Annotated in this window: 14 protein-coding genes; 10 read left to right on the forward strand and 4 right to left on the reverse strand. The window is 67.3% G+C overall.

Translation table 11 applies throughout. The features are described from left to right. The first annotated feature begins 68 nt into the window (after positions 1-68). A complete protein-coding gene (locus DBY63_RS18320; RefSeq protein WP_108582486.1) occupies positions 69-1172 on the forward strand; it encodes an NADH:flavin oxidoreductase/NADH oxidase in 1104 nt (367 codons plus the stop codon). A gap of 37 nt (positions 1173-1209) precedes the next feature. Here the strand turns inward: DBY63_RS18320 and DBY63_RS18325 are convergent, their stop codons facing one another. Further along, positions 1210-1680, reverse strand: coding sequence for a nuclear transport factor 2 family protein (locus tag DBY63_RS18325; protein WP_007160966.1), 471 nt, complete (start codon positions 1678-1680; stop codon positions 1210-1212). Between the two features lie 191 nt (positions 1681-1871). Between DBY63_RS18325 and DBY63_RS18330 the strand changes: the two genes are divergently transcribed. Continuing rightward, positions 1872-2567 carry a tellurite resistance TerB family protein gene (locus tag DBY63_RS18330; protein WP_007160967.1) on the forward strand — a complete coding sequence of 232 codons (696 nt, stop codon included), beginning with the start codon at positions 1872-1874 and terminating at the stop codon, positions 2565-2567. Between the two features lie 3 nt (positions 2568-2570). Here DBY63_RS18330 and DBY63_RS18335 read toward each other — a convergent pair whose 3' ends face one another. After that, positions 2571-3473 (reverse strand): LysR family transcriptional regulator, encoded by a 903-nt coding sequence (locus tag DBY63_RS18335; RefSeq protein WP_077171599.1) that lies wholly within the window; start codon positions 3471-3473, stop codon positions 2571-2573. Positions 3474-3620: 147 nt separating this feature from the next. Between DBY63_RS18335 and DBY63_RS18340 the strand changes: the two genes are divergently transcribed. From DBY63_RS18340 to DBY63_RS18375, 8 genes are all read left to right on the forward strand, one after another. Then, a complete protein-coding gene (locus tag DBY63_RS18340) occupies positions 3621-5294 on the forward strand; it encodes a GMC family oxidoreductase (protein WP_108582485.1) in 1674 nt (557 codons plus the stop codon). A gap of 109 nt (positions 5295-5403) precedes the next feature. Next, the gene (locus DBY63_RS18345) at positions 5404-7026 is read left to right on the forward strand and encodes an MFS transporter (RefSeq protein ID WP_007160970.1); all 1623 of its coding nucleotides are present in this window, start codon (positions 5404-5406) and stop codon (positions 7024-7026) included. Between the two features lie 100 nt (positions 7027-7126). Further along, positions 7127-8222, forward strand: a protein-coding gene (prfB, locus tag DBY63_RS18350; RefSeq protein ID WP_100168977.1) for a peptide chain release factor 2 whose coding sequence is annotated in 2 segments (ribosomal slippage) — positions 7127-7198 and positions 7200-8222 — 1095 coding nt in all. Because the reading frame shifts where the segments join, the coding sequence is not laid out codon by codon here. 99 nt (positions 8223-8321) lie between these two features. Continuing rightward, positions 8322-9824, forward strand: a complete 1503-nt coding sequence (gene lysS, locus DBY63_RS18355) for a lysine--tRNA ligase (RefSeq protein WP_108582484.1) — start codon at positions 8322-8324, stop codon at positions 9822-9824. 116 nt (positions 9825-9940) lie between these two features. Continuing rightward, the gene (locus DBY63_RS18360; RefSeq protein WP_027600227.1) at positions 9941-10948 is read left to right on the forward strand and encodes a transporter; all 1008 of its coding nucleotides are present in this window, start codon (positions 9941-9943) and stop codon (positions 10946-10948) included. Positions 10949-11012: 64 nt separating this feature from the next. After that, positions 11013-11957 (forward strand): curved DNA-binding protein, encoded by a 945-nt coding sequence (gene cbpA, locus DBY63_RS18365; protein WP_027600819.1) that lies wholly within the window; start codon positions 11013-11015, stop codon positions 11955-11957. Further along, complete coding sequence (locus tag DBY63_RS18370) at positions 11957-12277, forward strand: chaperone modulator CbpM (RefSeq protein ID WP_108582483.1); 321 nt, start codon at positions 11957-11959, stop codon at positions 12275-12277. Before cbpA ends, DBY63_RS18370 begins: the two co-directional genes overlap by 1 nt. Positions 12278-12851: 574 nt before the next feature. Continuing rightward, the gene (locus DBY63_RS18375; protein WP_108582482.1) at positions 12852-13595 is read left to right on the forward strand and encodes a TIGR00266 family protein; all 744 of its coding nucleotides are present in this window, start codon (positions 12852-12854) and stop codon (positions 13593-13595) included. Positions 13596-13608: 13 nt separating this feature from the next. Here DBY63_RS18375 and DBY63_RS18380 read toward each other — a convergent pair whose 3' ends face one another. Next, entirely contained in the window at positions 13609-14505 is an 897-nt protein-coding gene (locus DBY63_RS18380; protein WP_007162117.1) for a hypothetical protein, read from the reverse strand. A gap of 100 nt (positions 14506-14605) precedes the next feature. After that, positions 14606-15421: an aldo/keto reductase gene (locus DBY63_RS18385; RefSeq protein WP_027600231.1), complete on the reverse strand. Its 816-nt coding sequence runs from the start codon at positions 15419-15421 to the stop codon at positions 14606-14608. Positions 15422-15531: the final 110 nt, after the last annotated feature.

The following is a 15531-nucleotide window of genomic DNA, read 5'->3' on the forward strand; positions in this document are numbered from 1 at the left end:
TCGGAATAGCGACCTATTCTGTTCGGGAACACTCCAATGCCGTGAATCCCGACTAGACGAGGTCCGCCATGAGTCTCCTGTTCCAACCCCTGACCCTGCGTCAGCTGACCCTGCCCAATCGCGTGGTGGTCTCCCCGATGTGCCAGTACTCCAGCGAAGACGGCTTCGCCAAAGACTGGCACCTGGTGCACCTGGGCAGTCGCGCCACCGGTGGTGCCGGCCTGGTGATCTTCGAGGCCACCGCGGTCACCCCCGACGGGCGCATCACACCCCAGGACCTGGGGTTGTGGAAGGACGAGCAGATCGAGCCCCTGCGGCGCATCACCCAGTTCATCGAGGGGCAGGGCAGTGTCGCCGGTATCCAGCTGGCCCACGCCGGGCGTAAGGCCAGCACCTGGCAACCCTGGCTCGGCAAGCACGGCAGCGTGCCCATCGCCGAAGGCGGCTGGGTGCCGGTGGCGCCCTCGGCCATCGCCTTCGATCCCCAGCACACCCGGCCCACGGCGGTGGATCGCGACGACATCGCCAGCATCCGCCGGGCCTTCGTGGACACCGCCGAGCGCGCCCTGGCGGCCGGCTTCAAGGTGGCCGAGATCCACGCCGCCCATGGCTATCTGCTGCACCAGTTCCTCTCGCCGCTCTCCAACCGCCGCGAAGACGACTACGGCGGCAATTTCGAGAATCGCATCCGCCTGCTGCTGGAGGTGACCGCCGACGTGCGCGCGGTCTGGCCGGAGGAGTTGCCGCTGTTCGTGCGGGTCTCGGCCACCGACTGGGTGGAAGACGGCTGGGACGTCGACGAGACGGTGGAACTGGCGCGCCGGCTCAAGACCCTGGGCGTCGACCTGATCGATGTCTCTTCCGGCGGCACCGCGGCCCAGGCCGACATTCCCACCGGCCCCGGTTACCAGACCCAGTTCGCCGAGCGGGTGCGCAAGGAAGCCGGGATCCCCAGTGGCGCGGTGGGCATGATCACCGATGCGGCCCAGGCCGAGCACGTGCTGCGCACCGGTCAGGCCGATCTGGTGCTGCTGGCCCGTGAGCTGCTGCGCGATCCCTATTGGCCGCTGAATGCCGCCGAAGCCTTGCGCGAGAAGGTCTCCTGGCCGCCGCAGTACGTCCGCGCCGCGCACCGGGATACGCCGCTGCGCAAGCCGTTCGGGGTGGAATAGGGGAGCAACGGAGCCATCCGCCCGGATGGCTCCCGGGTCAGGGCTTGACCGGTCGCAGCATCGCCTCCAGGGCGTCGCTGTCGTAGTAGTCGCCCAGGTACCAGATGCGACCGTCGCGGATCTTCATGATGCTGGCGCCGCGGATCTTCACCGGTTGCTTGCCGGTGGCGGTGGTGCGGTTGCCGGTCAGTTCCCATTCGAAGGCGATGCTGCGCGGGCCGATGACCGGCTTGTGCACCATCTTCACCTGCAGATCCGGTACCGCCTTGAGGGTGACCTTGACGATCCTGTCGCGGGCCTGGGTGCGGCTGGTCTCGGTGGTGGCAGCGCCACTGTCGAAATACTGCACCTTGGGATCGAGCAGGGCGCTGGCGGCCTCGGCGTCGTGATCGTTCCAGGCATCGAGATAGCGATTGGCGATGAGGCGGGCATCCTCGGCGGCGGCCTGGACCTGGCCGGCGGTAAGGGCGACCGAAAGCGCGAACAGCACAGCCAGACGCGAGCGCATGGGGTGTCTCCGGCAACTGCAGGGGGGAGGCGCAAGAGTAGCGCCGTGGGCGGCCCGCGGTCAGCAATATTTTGTAGCGGCTGGCCGCTGGCGACCGTGTTCCCGGCAACATCCGGTAAGCAGGTGCCGGGAGCCGGACGGTGCGGACGGCGGTCCCAAGAAGCTGAATCCCGACTCTGTGGAGGTCATCCATGAACACCCGCGGTTTGCTCGATCAATTGCTCAAGGCGGGCCAGCAGGCCCTGGCCAAGAAGACCGGCCACGCGGCCCCACGCCCCGGTACCCCGTCTTCCGGCAAGGATCCCCTCGGTGGTCTGCTCTCCGGACTGGGTAACAGCGGCCTGGCCGCGGGAGCCCTGACCGCCCTGCTGGGCAGCAAGCGCGGGCGCGCCATGGGCGGCAAGGCGGTCGGCTATGGCGGTCTGGCGGCGCTCGGCATGGTGGCCTACAAGGCCTATCAGTCCTGGCAGGCCAACCAGGCCCAGGGCGCGGCGGCCGCCGAGCCCCGCACCGTGGATCGGGTGCCGGAGCATGAAGCCGAGGCCCACGGCCGGGCGGTGCTGATCGCCCTGATCGCGGCGGCCAAGGCCGATGGCCATGTCGATGACCAGGAACGCCAGGCCATCGAAGCCGAGATGGCCAAGCTGGACAACGATCCCGAACTGCGCAGCTGGCTGCAGCGCGAACTGGAGCAGCCGCTCGACCCGGCCAAGGTCGCCGCCGCGGCGGAAACCCCCGAAATGGCCGCCGAGATGTACTTGGCCAGCCTGATGCTGATCGACGATCAGCAATACATGGAAAAGGCCTATCTGGACGAGCTGGCGCGCCAGTTGCGCCTGGAGCCCGGCCTGCGCGCAGAACTGGAGCGCGAGGCCGCGGCGGTCTGACGACTAGGCGAGGGCACGTTCCTCGCCCAGCAGGACGCTCCGCTCCGCTGCGCAGAGGTGCAGCAGGAAATCCCAGACCACGCGCAGGCGCGCGGAGCGGTGCAGTTCGCGGTGGGTGGAGATCCAGTACTCCCGGGTAAAGGAGCGCTCCGGGAGCACGCCTTCCAGGGGCGTGCCTTGACCCACCAGGTAGCAGGGCAGCACCGCAATGCCGATGCCGGCACAGGCGGCTTCGCGCTGGGCGATGACGCTGGTGCTGCGGAAGACGATGCGCGGCTCGGGGCAGAGTCCCTGGATGAATTGCAGTTCGCGGGTATACAGCAGGTCGTCGACGTAGCCGATGAAGGTCTGCTCGCCGAGGTCGGCTTCGGCGCCCAGGGGCGGCGCCCGATCCAGGTAGGCGCGACTGGCGTAGAACCTCAGGCGATAGGGCGTCAGCCGCCGGCCGATCAGGCCTTCGGCGGTGGGCCTTTCCAGGGTGATGGCGATGTCCGCCTCGCGGTTGGTGACGCTGACGAAGCGCGGCACCGAGACCAGTTCCACTTCCAGCCCCGCATAGTCGCGCAGCAGCGCTCCCAGACGCTGGGCGAGAAAGCCGGTGCCCAGACCTTCGGTCACCCCGACCCGCACCTGGCCCAGCGGATTGAGTCTCTGGGTCACCGCCTCCTGGGCCAGCAACGCGGCTTCTTCCATCGCCTGGGCGTGCGCCAACAGGGCCTGACCAGCCGGGGTGAGTTGATAACCGCTGGCCTGTTGCACCAGCAGCTGACTGCCCAGGGCGCGCTCCAGGGCCTCCAGGTGGCGGGCGACGGTGGCATGACTGACGCCCAGGCTACGGGCGGCGGTCAGCAGGCGGCCATGGCGCTGGATCTCCAGAAAAACCCGCAGATCGTTCCAGTCGAACATCCCGTCTCCCTCGTCTAGGTCTGTCTGCGCGGTCGCTTGTGGGGCGCTGTTCAGAAATGCACAGCCGGTGCCCGTTTTCTGCGACTGTTGTTCGCGGATGACGACATTAGGATAGGGACCACAACAACAAAAAAGCGAGGGAACGTCATGCCCGGTCCTGCTGCGGAATATGACTTCATCATCGTCGGCGCCGGTCCGGCCGGCTGCCTGCTGGCCAATCGACTGTCCGCCGATCCGGCCCATCGCGTGCTGCTGCTGGAAGCCGGCGGGCGTGACAACCATCCCTGGATCCACATTCCCGTCGGCTATCTGTTCTGCATCGGCAATCCGCGCACCGACTGGTGCTTCAAGACCGAGGTGGAAGCGGGCCTGGGGGGCCGGGCGCTCAACTATCCGCGCGGGCGGGTGCTGGGTGGCTGCTCGTCCATCAATGGCATGATCTACATGCGTGGCCAGGCCCGCGACTACGACGGCTGGGCCGCCGCCGGCAATCCCGGCTGGGGCTGGCAGGACGTGCTGCCGCTGTTCAAGCGCATGGAGGATCACTGCGACGGCAATTCAGAGTTTCATGGCGCCGGGGGCGAATGGCGGGTCGAGCGGCAGCGCCTGCACTGGACGCTGCTCGACGCCTTTCGCGCCGCCGCCGGCGAAACCGGCATCGCGCCGGTGGAGGACTTCAACACCGGTGACAACGAAGGCTGCGGCTACTTCCAGGTCAATCAGCGCAATGGCGTGCGCTGGAATGCCGCCAAGGCCTTTCTCAAGCCCATCCGCCAGCGCGCCAACCTCGAGGTGCTGACCGGCGTCCAGGTCGAGCGGGTGCTGCTGGAGGGGGGCAGGGCACGGGCGGTGCTGGCGCGCCTGCCGGGCCAGGCCGAGCCCCAGCGCCTGGTGGCACGGCGGGAGATCGTGCTCTGCGCCGGCGCCATCGGCTCGCCGACCCTGTTGCAGCGCTCCGGCATAGGGCCGCGCGGTCTGCTCGAAGGCCTGGGCATCGGCGTCCGGCACCGCCTGGAAGGGGTGGGCGGCAATCTGCAGGATCACCTGCAACTGCGGCTGATCTACCGGGTGCACGGCGTGCCGACCCTCAACGCCCTGGCCGGCAGTCTTTGGGGCAAGCTGGGCATGGGCCTGGAATACCTCTGGAAACGCAGTGGCCCCCTGGCCATGGCGCCAAGTCAGCTGGGCGCCTTCGCCCGCTCCGATTCCGGGCAGCCCTCGGCCAATCTGCAGTATCACGTGCAGCCGCTGTCGCTGGAGCGCTTCGGCGAGCCGCTGCACGGCTTTCCCGCCTTTACCGCCTCGGTGTGCAACCTGCGTCCGGCCAGTCGCGGCCAGGTGGCCATCCGCAGCGCCGACCCGCTGGCCGCGCCGCTGATCCAGCCGCGCTATCTCAGTGCGCCGGAGGATCTCAGGGTGGCCGCCGACGCCATCCGCCTGACCCGGCGCATCGTCGCCGCCCCGGCCCTGGCCGCCTATCGACCCGAGGAATACCTGCCGGGCCCGGCCTACCAGAGCGAGGAGGAATTGCAGCAGGCGGCCGGCGCCATAGGCACCACCATCTTCCATCCATCCGGCACCTGCCGCATGGGCCAGGACGCCGACGCCGTGGTCGATGCGCGCCTGCGGGTGCATGGCATTCCCGGGCTGCGGGTGGCCGACGCCTCCATCATGCCGACCCTGGTCTCGGGCAACAGCTGCTCGCCAACGCTGATGATCGCCGAGCAGGCGGCCACCTTCATGCTGGCCGAGGCGCGCGAGCAGGGCAGTCACGAGCTGCCCGCCGTGGTGGCCCGGGCCAGCGCGGTCTCGGCGGCCTAGCGGCGTCCCTCCGCTTTCACCGACGACGGGGCCTCCCGCCGTTTCCACCGTAGTAGCTGTCGCCCATAACAACAATCAGCCCGGCGATCCCGGGTCAGGAGAACGTGCGATGTCCGACTATGCCCAACCCCGGGTCCAACCCAGCGCGGCCAGCAGTCGCCGCGAAGAACGCAAGGTGATCTTCGCCTCGTCCCTGGGAACCGTCTTCGAGTGGTACGACTTCTTTCTCTATGGCGCCCTGGCGGCGGTGATCAGCAAGCAGTTCTTCGCCGGCGTCAACGACACCACCGCCTTCATCTTCGCCCTGCTGGCCTTTGCCGCCGGCTTCGTGGTGCGGCCCTTCGGCGCCCTGGTGTTCGGCCGCCTGGGCGACATGGTCGGCCGCAAGTACACCTTTCTCGCCACCATCATCCTCATGGGCATCGCCACCTTCGGCGTCGGCCTGCTGCCCACCTACGCCAGCATCGGCGTGGCCGCACCCATCATCCTGGTGGTGCTGCGCCTGCTGCAGGGCCTGGCCCTGGGCGGCGAATACGGCGGCGCCGCCACCTACATCGCCGAGCACGCGCCGCCCGGCAAGCGCGGCGCCCATACCAGCTGGCTGCAATCCACCGCGACCCTGGGCCTGTTGCTGTCGCTGGTGGTGATCCTGGTCTGCCGCTACCTGACCGGCGACCAGTTCGAGGTCTGGGGCTGGCGCCTGCCGTTCCTGCTGTCGATCTTCCTGCTGGCCATCTCCACCTGGATCCGCATGTCGATGCACGAATCGCCCGCCTTCGTGCGCATGAAGGCCGAAGGCAAGCAGAGCAAGGCGCCGATCCGCGATTCCTTCACCAACTGGAGCAATCTCAAGGTGGTGCTGATCGCGCTGTTCAGCATCAACGGCGGCCAGGCGGTGACCTTCTACCTGTCGCAGTTCTATGTGATGTTCTTTCTCACTCAGACCCTCAAGCTGGATCCGGTGCTGGCGAACAACCTGCTGATCATCAGCGTCATCCTCGGGGCCCCCTTCTTCGTCATCGCCGGTTGGCTGTCGGACAAGGTCGGGCGCAAGCCGATCCTGATGCTCGGCCTGCTGCTGGCCACGGTGCTCTACTTCCCGCTGTTCAAGGCCCTGACCCACTACGCCAATCCGCAGATCTACCAGGCCAGCCAGCAGGCGCCCATCGTGGTGACCGCCGACCCGGCCACCTGCACCTTCCAGTTCGATCCGGTGGGCAAGGCGCGTTTCGACAGTCCCTGCGACCGGGTCAAGACACTGCTGGCCAAGAGCGGTCTGCCCTACCGCAGCGTGGCCGCGGCGCCCGGCGATGCGGTGCAGGTCAGCGTCGGCGACAAGCTCATCGTCGGCTTCGACGAACCGGCCCTGCGCGCCGCGGTGCAGGCCGCCGGCTATCCGGCCAAGGCCGACTCGGCCCAGGTCAACAAGCCGATGGTGGTGGCGGTGATCTTCGCCCTGATCCTGATTGCCACCCTCTGCTACGGACCGCTGGCGGCGCTGATGGTGGAGCTGTTCCCCACGCGCATCCGCTACACCTCCATGTCGCTGCCGTACCACATCGGCAACGGCTGGTTCGGCGGCTTCCTGCCCACGGTGTCCTTCGCCCTGGTGGTCTATACCGGCGACATCTTCTACGGCCTCTGGTACCCGGTGCTGATCACCGGCGTCAGCCTGGTGGTGGGACTGCTGTGCCTGCCGGAAACCCGCCATCGCGATCTCGACGCCGATTGAGGCGCGTGCGGGCGGCGCTGCCCGCCGCCCGCTGAGTTTCGCCGCCGATTGGGTTATACTCGCGAGCTTTTCCACAGCTTTTCTCGCGAGTGTTTCCCCCATGGAAATCAACCCGATCGTCACCAGCATCAAGGACCTCACCAGCCGTACCCAGACCATTCGGGGGTATCTTTGACTACGATCTGAAAAAGGATCGTCTGGTCGAAGTCGAGCGCGAGCTCGAGGATCCCGCTGTCTGGAACAAGCCCGAATACGCCCAGAATCTCGGCCGCGAGCGCGCCCAGCTGGCCCAGGTGGTCGGGACCCTGGACGAGCTGACCGGTGGCCTGGCCGATGCCAGCGACCTGCTGGAGATGGCCGCCGAAGAGGAGGACCAGGGCGCGGTCGATGACGTGGCGACCGAGGTGGAGCGCCTGCGCGGCATCCTCGAGAAGCTGGAATTCCGCCGCATGTTCAGCGGCGAGATGGACCCCAACAACTGCTACCTGGACATCCAGGCCGGCTCCGGCGGCACCGAGGCCCAGGACTGGGCCAACATGCTGCTGCGCATGTACCTGCGCTGGGCCGACCAGCACGGTTTCAGCGCCGAGATCGTCGAGTTGTCGGAAGGCGAGGTCGCCGGCATCAAGGGCGCCACGGTGCACATCAAGGGCGAATACGCCTTCGGCTGGCTGCGCACCGAGATCGGCGTGCACCGCCTGGTGCGCAAGAGTCCCTTCGACTCGGGCAACCGTCGCCACACCTCCTTCACCGCGGTGTTCGTCTCGCCCGAGATCGACGACAACATCGACATCGAGATCAACCCGTCCGATCTGCGCATCGACACCTACCGCTCCTCGGGTGCGGGTGGTCAGCACGTGAACACCACCGACTCCGCGGTGCGGATCACCCACGTGCCCACCAACACCGTGGTGGCCTGCCAGAACGAGCGTTCCCAGCACGCCAACAAGGACACCGCCATGAAGATGCTGCGGGCCAAGTTGTACGAGCTGGAGATGCAGAAGCGCACCGCCGCCTCCCAGGCGCTGGAGGACTCCAAGTCCGATATCGGCTGGGGCCACCAGATTCGCTCCTACGTCCTCGACGCCTCGCGGATCAAGGATCTGCGCACCGGCGTGGAACGCAGCGACTGCGACAAGGTGCTCGACGGCGATCTGGACGAATACCTTGAAGCCAGCCTCAAGCAGGGCATCTAACCCCACTCTCCCGTAGGAGCGGCCCATGGCCGCGATCCTGCTAGTTATCGCGGCCATGGGCCGCTCCTACGGCAAGCACTCCCCAGGTAAACAGCAGACATGAGCGAACAACCCCTAGACCCTCAAGCCCAGGAACAGGAAGACAACAAGCTGATCGCCCAGCGCAAGGAAAAGCTCTCCGCGCTGCGTGCCCAGCAGGCCATTCCCTTCCCCAACGACTTCCGCCGCGACAGCCTGGCCGGTGATCTGCAGCAGCAGTACGCCGACAAGACCAAGGAAGAGCTGGAAGCCGCGGGCATCAAGGTCAAGGTGGCCGGCCGCATCATGCTCAACCGCGGCGCCTTCATGGTGCTGCAGGACACCAGCGGGCGCATCCAGGTCTACGTCGACCGCAAGACCCTGCCGGCCGAGACCCTGGAAGCGGTCAAGACCTGGGACCTGGGCGACATCATCGCCACCGAAGGCACCCTGGCCCGCTCCGGCAAGGGCGATCTGTACGTCAACATGAGCGACGTGCGCCTGCTGACCAAGTCGCTGCGCCCGCTGCCCGACAAGCACCACGGCCTGACCGACACCGAGCTGCGCTATCGCCAGCGCTATGTCGACCTGATCGTCAACGAAGAGGTGCGCCAGACCTTCCGCGTACGCTCCCAGGTCATCGCCCACATCCGCCGCTTCCTCATGGAGCGGGGCTTCCTCGAAGTGGAAACCCCCATGCTGCAGACCATTCCCGGCGGTGCGGCGGCCAAGCCCTTCGAGACCCACCACAACGCCCTGGACATGGCCATGTTCCTGCGCATCGCGCCGGAGCTGTACCTCAAGCGCCTGGTGGTCGGTGGCTTCGAGAAGGTCTTCGAGATCAACCGCAACTTCCGTAACGAAGGCGTCTCGACCCGGCACAACCCCGAGTTCACCATGCTCGAGTTCTACCAGGCCTACGCCGACTACCGCGACAACATGGACCTCACCGAGGAACTGTTCCGCGAACTGGCCATGGCCGTGCTCGGCACCACCGACGTGCCCTATGGCGACAAGGTCTTCCACTTCGGCGAGCCCTTCGTGCGCCTGTCGGTGTACGACTCCATCCTCAAGTACAATCCGGACATCACCGCGGAAGACCTGCAGGACGTCGAGAAGGCCCGCGCCATCGCCAAGAAGGCCGGCGCCAAGGTGCTCGGCCACGAAGGCCTGGGCAAGCTGCAGGTGATGATTTTCGAGGAGCTGGTGGAGAGCAAGCTGGAGCAGCCGCACTTCATCACCGAGTACCCCTTCGAGGTCTCGCCGCTGGCGCGCCGCAACGACGACAATCCCAGCGTCACCGACCGCTTCGAGCTGTTCATCGGCGGCCGCGAGATCGCCAACGCCTACTCCGAGCTCAATGACGCCGAAGATCAGGCCGAGCGCTTCATGCTGCAGGTCCAGGAAAAGGACGCCGGTGACGACGAGGCCATGCACTACGACGCCGACTTCATCAACGCCCTGGAATACGGCATGCCGCCCACCGCCGGTGAAGGCATCGGCATCGACCGCCTGGTGATGCTGCTGACCAACTCGCCGTCGATCCGCGACGTCATCCTCTTCCCGCACATGCGTCCGCAATAAAAGTGGCGCCCCGTCCGGGGCGTCGCTTCGGTGCCTGCCGACCGGGGCTCTGTCATCAAAGGTTCATTCGGACCTGCTAACAGAGCCCTGATGTCGCGTTCCCTCCGCAGGTAGCCATGACCAATACGCTGATCCCCCTGCATCCGGCCGCCGAACGGCTGGGGCTGCTCTACGCCTATCATTTCACCTCCGGCCAGCCGGGCCGGGCCCTGACCATGGCGCCGGAAGATCCCTGGGAGGCGGAAGAGGGCGGATTTCGCTGGCTGCACTTCAACCTGGCCCACGCCGCCGCCGAACGCTGGATGCGCGAGCACCTGGGGCTGCCCGAGGAATTCTTCGAATCCTTGCATGCCGGTTCCCACTCGACCCGCCTGGAACCGGCCGACGACACCCTGCTCGGGGTGGTGAACGACGTGACCCTCGCCTACGGCCAGGTCTCGGTGGACGTCGCCACCCTCTGGGCCTGCGCCCGCCCGGGGCTGCTGGTGACCGCCCGGGCCCAGCCACTGCGTTCGGTGGATCGCCTGCGCCACGCGGTACGCCGCGGCGAGGGCTTCGGCTCGACCCTGGAGCTGCTGGTGCACCTCCTGCGCGACCAGGCCGATGTGCTGACCGGCATCATCCGCGACACCACGGTCAAGGTGGATGCCATCGAGGATCGCCTGCTGTCCCAGCGGCTGTCCGCCAGTCGCGCCGAACTGGGCAGCCTGAGACGCGCCCTGGTCCGGCTGCAACGGCTGCTGGCCCTGGAGCCGGGTTCCCTGCTGCGGCTGCTCAACCGGCCGCCGGCCTGGCTGCGCCGCGACGACATCCAGACCCTGCGCGAGGCCACCGAGGAATTCGACCGGGTGCTGGACGACCTCGCCGCCCTGGTGGAGCGGCTCAAGCTGTTGCAGGAAGAGATCGCCGCCGCCTCCGCCGAGCAGACCAACCGCACCCTGTTCACCCTGACCCTGGTCACGGTGCTGGCCCTGCCGATCAACATCATCGCCGGCTTCTTCGGCATGAACGTCGGCGGTATCCCGCTGGCCGACTCGCCCCATGGTTTCTGGATCCTGGTGGCGCTGGTGGCGACCTTCACGGTGCTGGCCGGCAGCCTTGCCTTTCGCAAGCGAGGCGACTGATCGGCTGCGTGCAACCCCTGGGGACGCTCCGCGGTCTCTAGGGGAACCGTTACTGGAGACCGCAATGGACTTCAAGGACTACTACGAGGTGCTCGGCGTCGCTCCCGACGTCGACGACAAGACCCTCAAGACCGCCTATCGCAAGCTGGCGCGCAAGTACCACCCCGATGTGAGCAAGGAGGCCGATGCCGAGGCCCGCTTCAAGGAGGTGGCCGAGGCCTATGACGTCCTGCGCGATCCGCACAAGCGCGCCGAGTACGACCAGGTACGCCTCTATCAGCAGCAGGGCGAGCGCTTCCAAGTGCCGCCGGACTGGCAGCCGGGTTCAGGCGATGACTACAGCGATCCCCATGCCGGCTTCGGCGCGGACTACTCCGACTTCTTCGAATCCCTGTTCGGTGCTGCCGGGCGCTCGCAGCAGGGCGGTTTCGCCCGCCGGGGTCGTGACATCGAGCTGGAGCTGCCGCTGTTTCTCGAAGAGAGCCAGGCGGGCAGCACCAAGCCGCTGAGCTTTACGCTGCCGCAGCGCGACGAGCTGGGCCGCCGCGTCGGCGAGACCACCAAGACCCTCAACGTCAAGATTCCCGCCGGCAGCACCGACGGCGAACGTATCCGCCTGAAAGGCCAGGGCGAGCCGGGCGTCGGCGGTGCGGAGGCGGGGGATCTCTACCTGGTCATCCGCCTGGTGCCCCATCCGCTGTTCGACGTGGACGGCCAGGATCTGGTGGTCAGCGTCCCGCTCGCCCCCTGGGAAGCTGCCCTGGGCGCCAAGGTACAGGTGCCGACGCTGGATGGGCAGATCATGCTCAGTATTCCGCCCGGCAGCCAGAACGGTGCGCGGTTGCGGGTGCGCGGCAAGGGCCTGGCCGGCAAGACGGGGCAGGGCGATCTGCATGCCCTGCTCAAGGTGGTGATGCCGCCCAGGGGCGATGAAGAAACCCAGGCGCTGTGGCGCCAACTGGCCGAGCGGGCGGCCTTCGATCCCCGCCGCGACTGGAGGAAAGTCTGATGAGCAGTCTGATCGTCCTGCAGGAATTCTGCGTGCTCTGCGAGGTGAGCGAGCCGGTGGTGGTAGAGATCGTCGAGCATGGCATCCTGGCGCCCCAGCGGGGCAAGCGTCCGGCCGAGTGGCACTTCGACACCGGCGCCCTGCACCGCGCCCGCCGCGCCGTGCGCCTGAGGCGCGAGCTGGAACTGGACTGGTCCGCCACCGCCCTGGCCCTGCACCTGCTGGATGAGGTGGAAGAACTACGCCGCGAAAACCAGCGTCTGCGCCAGCGCCTGGCGCGCTTCGCCGGTGAAATGCGAGACGTGGGAGCCGATTCGTAGGGTGGAAAACCGCGCAGCGTTTTCCACGCGCGTCGCCTATTCGCAGGGCAGTGGAAAAGGCTGCGCCGTTTTCCACGCTACGGGCTGCAATATGTTGGGCTTCGCTGTGCTCAAACCAATCCACGGGACTTGCATCCGCACCGGATATCCCCCCTCTCCCTCCGGGAGAGGGCTGGGGTGAGGGAATCCAGGTGGCGCTGGTAACGGCAGGGATTCCATCGCGGCCATGGCGGTGCGCCGATGCGACCGCTCCTGCAGCCGCGGATGAGCCCTGTAGGAGCGGCCCATGGCCGCGATATTGTAGGGTGGAAAACCGCGCAGCGTTTTCCACGCTACGGGCTGCAATAGGTTGGGCTTCGCTGCGCTCAACCCAACCTACGGAATGTCCATCCGCACCGGATATCCCCCTCTCCCTCCGGGAGAGGGTTGGGGTGAGGGAAGCCAGGTAGCGCCGGTAATGGCCGCGATGTTGTAGGGTGGAAAACCGCGCAACGTTTTCCACGCGCCTTGCCCAAATGCAGGACAGTGGAAAAGGCTGCGCCGTTTTCCACGCTACACCAGGAGTCCCACAGCCATGCCCAGCCATATCCTCGATCATCGCATTCTCGGTGAATCCCTGCAGGCGGTGGAGATCGGCCTCGATCCGGGCGAGACGGTGATCGCCGAGGCCGGCGCCATGACCTACATGGAGGCCGACATCGATTTCACCGCACGCATGGGCGACGGCTCCGCCGGCCTGCTCGGCAAGCTGTGGGGCGCCGGCAAGCGGATGCTCGGCGGCGAATCGCTGTTCATGACCCATTTCACCAATGAAGGGCGAGAGAAACGCCACGTCGCCTTTGCCGCGCCCTATCCGGGGCAGGTGGTACCCCTGGACCTTGCCGCCCTGGGGGGCACCCTGTTCTGCCAGCGCGATTCCTTTCTCTGCGCGGCCAAGGGCACCCGCATCGGCGTGGCTTTCACCCGCCGTCTGGGCGCCGGTTTCTTCGGCGGCGAAGGCTTCATCCTGCAGCGGCTGGAGGGCGATGGCATGGCCTTCGTGCATGCCGGCGGCACGGTGATCCGCAAGGAACTCAAGGGCGAGACCCTGCGCCTGGACACCGGTTGTCTGGTGGGTTTCACCAGCGGCATCGACTACAACATCAAGCTGGCGGGTGGCCTGCGCAGCATGCTGTTCGGCGGTGAAGGCCTGGTGCTGGCAACCCTGAGCGGCCAAGGCACGGTGTGGATTCAGACGCTGCCCTTTTCCCGGCTAGCGGGCCGGGTCCAGGCCGCGGCCGGCGGCGGCGTCGGTGAACGCCGCGCCGGTGGCGACTGATCTCCCGCCGACCCTAGGCCCGCTGCAGGGCGCTCTGGGGCGCCATGCGCTCCAGCCAGTCACGCCAACGCACCCGGCTGTCGTGGACCAGCCAGCCGTCCTGGCGGGCGAAGCTTTCCGACAGCCAGAGGCCGCGGGTCGATACCGGCAGGCGCTGGCCGGCGGACAGGGTATAGAGCTCGCCGGTGGGTTTGCCGTCGTCCAGGGCGACCAGATAGAGATCCGGGCGTTGCCGGGCCAGGCGCGCCAGCAATTGGCCGTTCTCGATCTTCTCGTCGACGTGGAACAGACTCGGCGCCTTGCACTCCTTGGGCAGCTCCAGCAGCAGGTCATAGACCAGTTGCAGCGAGGCGGTAGGGGTATGCACATAGGCGCGAGGGCGCTCCAGCAGCGCCAGACTGCCGCAGCGCACTGGCCGCGCCGCGCCCGAACGTGGGGTCAGGCGAAAGGCCACGTCCTCGCGATAGGGCAGGGCCGGGGCATAGGGCGTCGGCAGCCAGGTGTCGGCGAAGCGTCCCGCCAGCCAGCCGCGCGGCGTCTCGATCAGGCACTCCTCGGCCACCTCCTGGACGGCGGTGAGCAGCGGCAGCGCCAGTTCGTGGGTCGGGATGTAACCGGAGATCAGCTTGAGCACCACGTCGCCCCGATCGGGCCGGCGCTGGCGCACCAGCAGCCAGTGATCCTGGCCCTGCCAGTTCAGCGTCAGGCGTACCGAGACCCCCAGATTGGCGAGCCTGGCGCTGAAGTGCTGGGCATCGTCGATCTCGATGGGCTTGCGCCGCTCCAGCATCTCGCTGAAATTCAGGGGTTGGCCGAGGGCCTGGTAGGTGAGGCCGTCATGGTTGGCCTCGACCGAAAGGGGCAGGGTCTTGAACGCCTTGGGATTGTGGCGGGCGATGAGCTGGGGCATGGCCGACTCCTGTTTGTTGTATGCCGCGGACGCGCCGTCCCGGGCAAGCCGGGCAGGGCGTCCAGCGGACGAAGGCAAGGGTTCAGCGAAACGCTCTGGATCAGGGCCGAGCGGTGATCACTTCGGCCAGGGTACGGACATTATGTGACAGGTGCAGGGGATCGATAGTGCCGACTATCGCACTGCTCACACCCGGCTCGCCGAACACCCGGGCGAAGCTGGCCCGCACCGGATCCTGGCCGGCGCCGAGCACGGCGTGACCGCTGGCCAGGGCCTTCTTGATCAGGATGCCCTTGCCCTGGGCGGCGGCGGCCTGGATCACCGGGATCTCGGCGTCTTCGTTGAGGTTGAAGGTGACCATGGCGCAATCGCCGGCTTCCAGGGCTTTCAGGCCGCCGGCGACGGTCTTGCCGGAAAAGCCGAAGGCGCGGATCAGCCCCTCGCGCTTGAGCTCGGCCAGGGTCTCGTAGCAGCCGCTGTCCTGGAGGATGGCCAGGTCGTTGCCATCGGAGTGCACCAGCACCAGGTCCAGCCAGTCAGTTTCCAGGCGTTGCAGGCTGCGTTCCACCGAGCGGCGGGTATGGGCCGGACTGAAGTCGAAGCTGGACAGGCCATCTTCGAATTCCTCCCCGACCTTGCTGGCGATCACCCAGTGCTGGCGCTGGCCACGCAAGAGCGGACCCAGGCGTTCCTCGCTGCGGCCATAGGCCGGGGCGGTGTCCAGCAGATTGATCCCCAGTTCGCGGGCTAGACTCAGCAGGTCCGCGGCGCTGCGGTCGTCGGGGATGGTGAAGCCATTGGGATACTTCACGCCCTGGTCACGCCCGAACTTGACCGTGCCCAGACCCAGCGGGGAGATCTCCAGACCGGTGCTGCCCAGCGGACGCTGCAGACCATGCAGGGTGCGCAGACTCATGGCAGCAGCTCCTCCCAGAAGGGCGCGGCCACCGGCGGTTTCGGGGGGGCGGGCAGGGGGGGGGGCGGTCCCCGGGCGGTGCCACGCCGGGGGAGGGTGGGCCGGAGGCG

Source organism: Pseudomonas sp. RIT411 (assembly GCF_003057735.2).
In the GTDB taxonomy this organism is placed as follows: domain Bacteria; phylum Pseudomonadota; class Gammaproteobacteria; order Pseudomonadales; family Pseudomonadaceae; genus Chryseomonas; species Chryseomonas oryzihabitans.

Bases quoted from the DNA above. Each gene is read 5' to 3' on its own strand.
- DBY63_RS18370 (WP_108582483.1), top strand. From the start codon at position 11,957: ATGAGCAGTCTGATCGTCCTGCAGGAATTCTGCGTGCTCTGCGAGGTG.
- DBY63_RS18385 (WP_027600231.1), bottom strand. From the start codon at position 15,421: ATGAGTCTGCGCACCCTGCATGGTCTGCAGCGTCCGCTGGGCAGCACC.
- DBY63_RS18375 (WP_108582482.1), top strand. From the start codon at position 12,852: ATGCCCAGCCATATCCTCGATCATCGCATTCTCGGTGAATCCCTGCAG.
- DBY63_RS18345 (WP_007160970.1), top strand. From the start codon at position 5,404: ATGTCCGACTATGCCCAACCCCGGGTCCAACCCAGCGCGGCCAGCAGT.
- DBY63_RS18330 (WP_007160967.1), top strand. From the start codon at position 1,872: ATGAACACCCGCGGTTTGCTCGATCAATTGCTCAAGGCGGGCCAGCAG.
- DBY63_RS18320 (WP_108582486.1), top strand. From the start codon at position 69: ATGAGTCTCCTGTTCCAACCCCTGACCCTGCGTCAGCTGACCCTGCCC.
- DBY63_RS18340 (WP_108582485.1), top strand. From the start codon at position 3,621: ATGCCCGGTCCTGCTGCGGAATATGACTTCATCATCGTCGGCGCCGGT.
- DBY63_RS18335 (WP_077171599.1), bottom strand. From the start codon at position 3,473: ATGTTCGACTGGAACGATCTGCGGGTTTTTCTGGAGATCCAGCGCCAT.
- DBY63_RS18380 (WP_007162117.1), bottom strand. From the start codon at position 14,505: ATGCCCCAGCTCATCGCCCGCCACAATCCCAAGGCGTTCAAGACCCTG.
- cbpA (WP_027600819.1), top strand. From the start codon at position 11,013: ATGGACTTCAAGGACTACTACGAGGTGCTCGGCGTCGCTCCCGACGTC.
- DBY63_RS18325 (WP_007160966.1), bottom strand. From the start codon at position 1,680: ATGCGCTCGCGTCTGGCTGTGCTGTTCGCGCTTTCGGTCGCCCTTACC.
- DBY63_RS18360 (WP_027600227.1), top strand. From the start codon at position 9,941: ATGACCAATACGCTGATCCCCCTGCATCCGGCCGCCGAACGGCTGGGG.
- lysS (WP_108582484.1), top strand. From the start codon at position 8,322: ATGAGCGAACAACCCCTAGACCCTCAAGCCCAGGAACAGGAAGACAAC.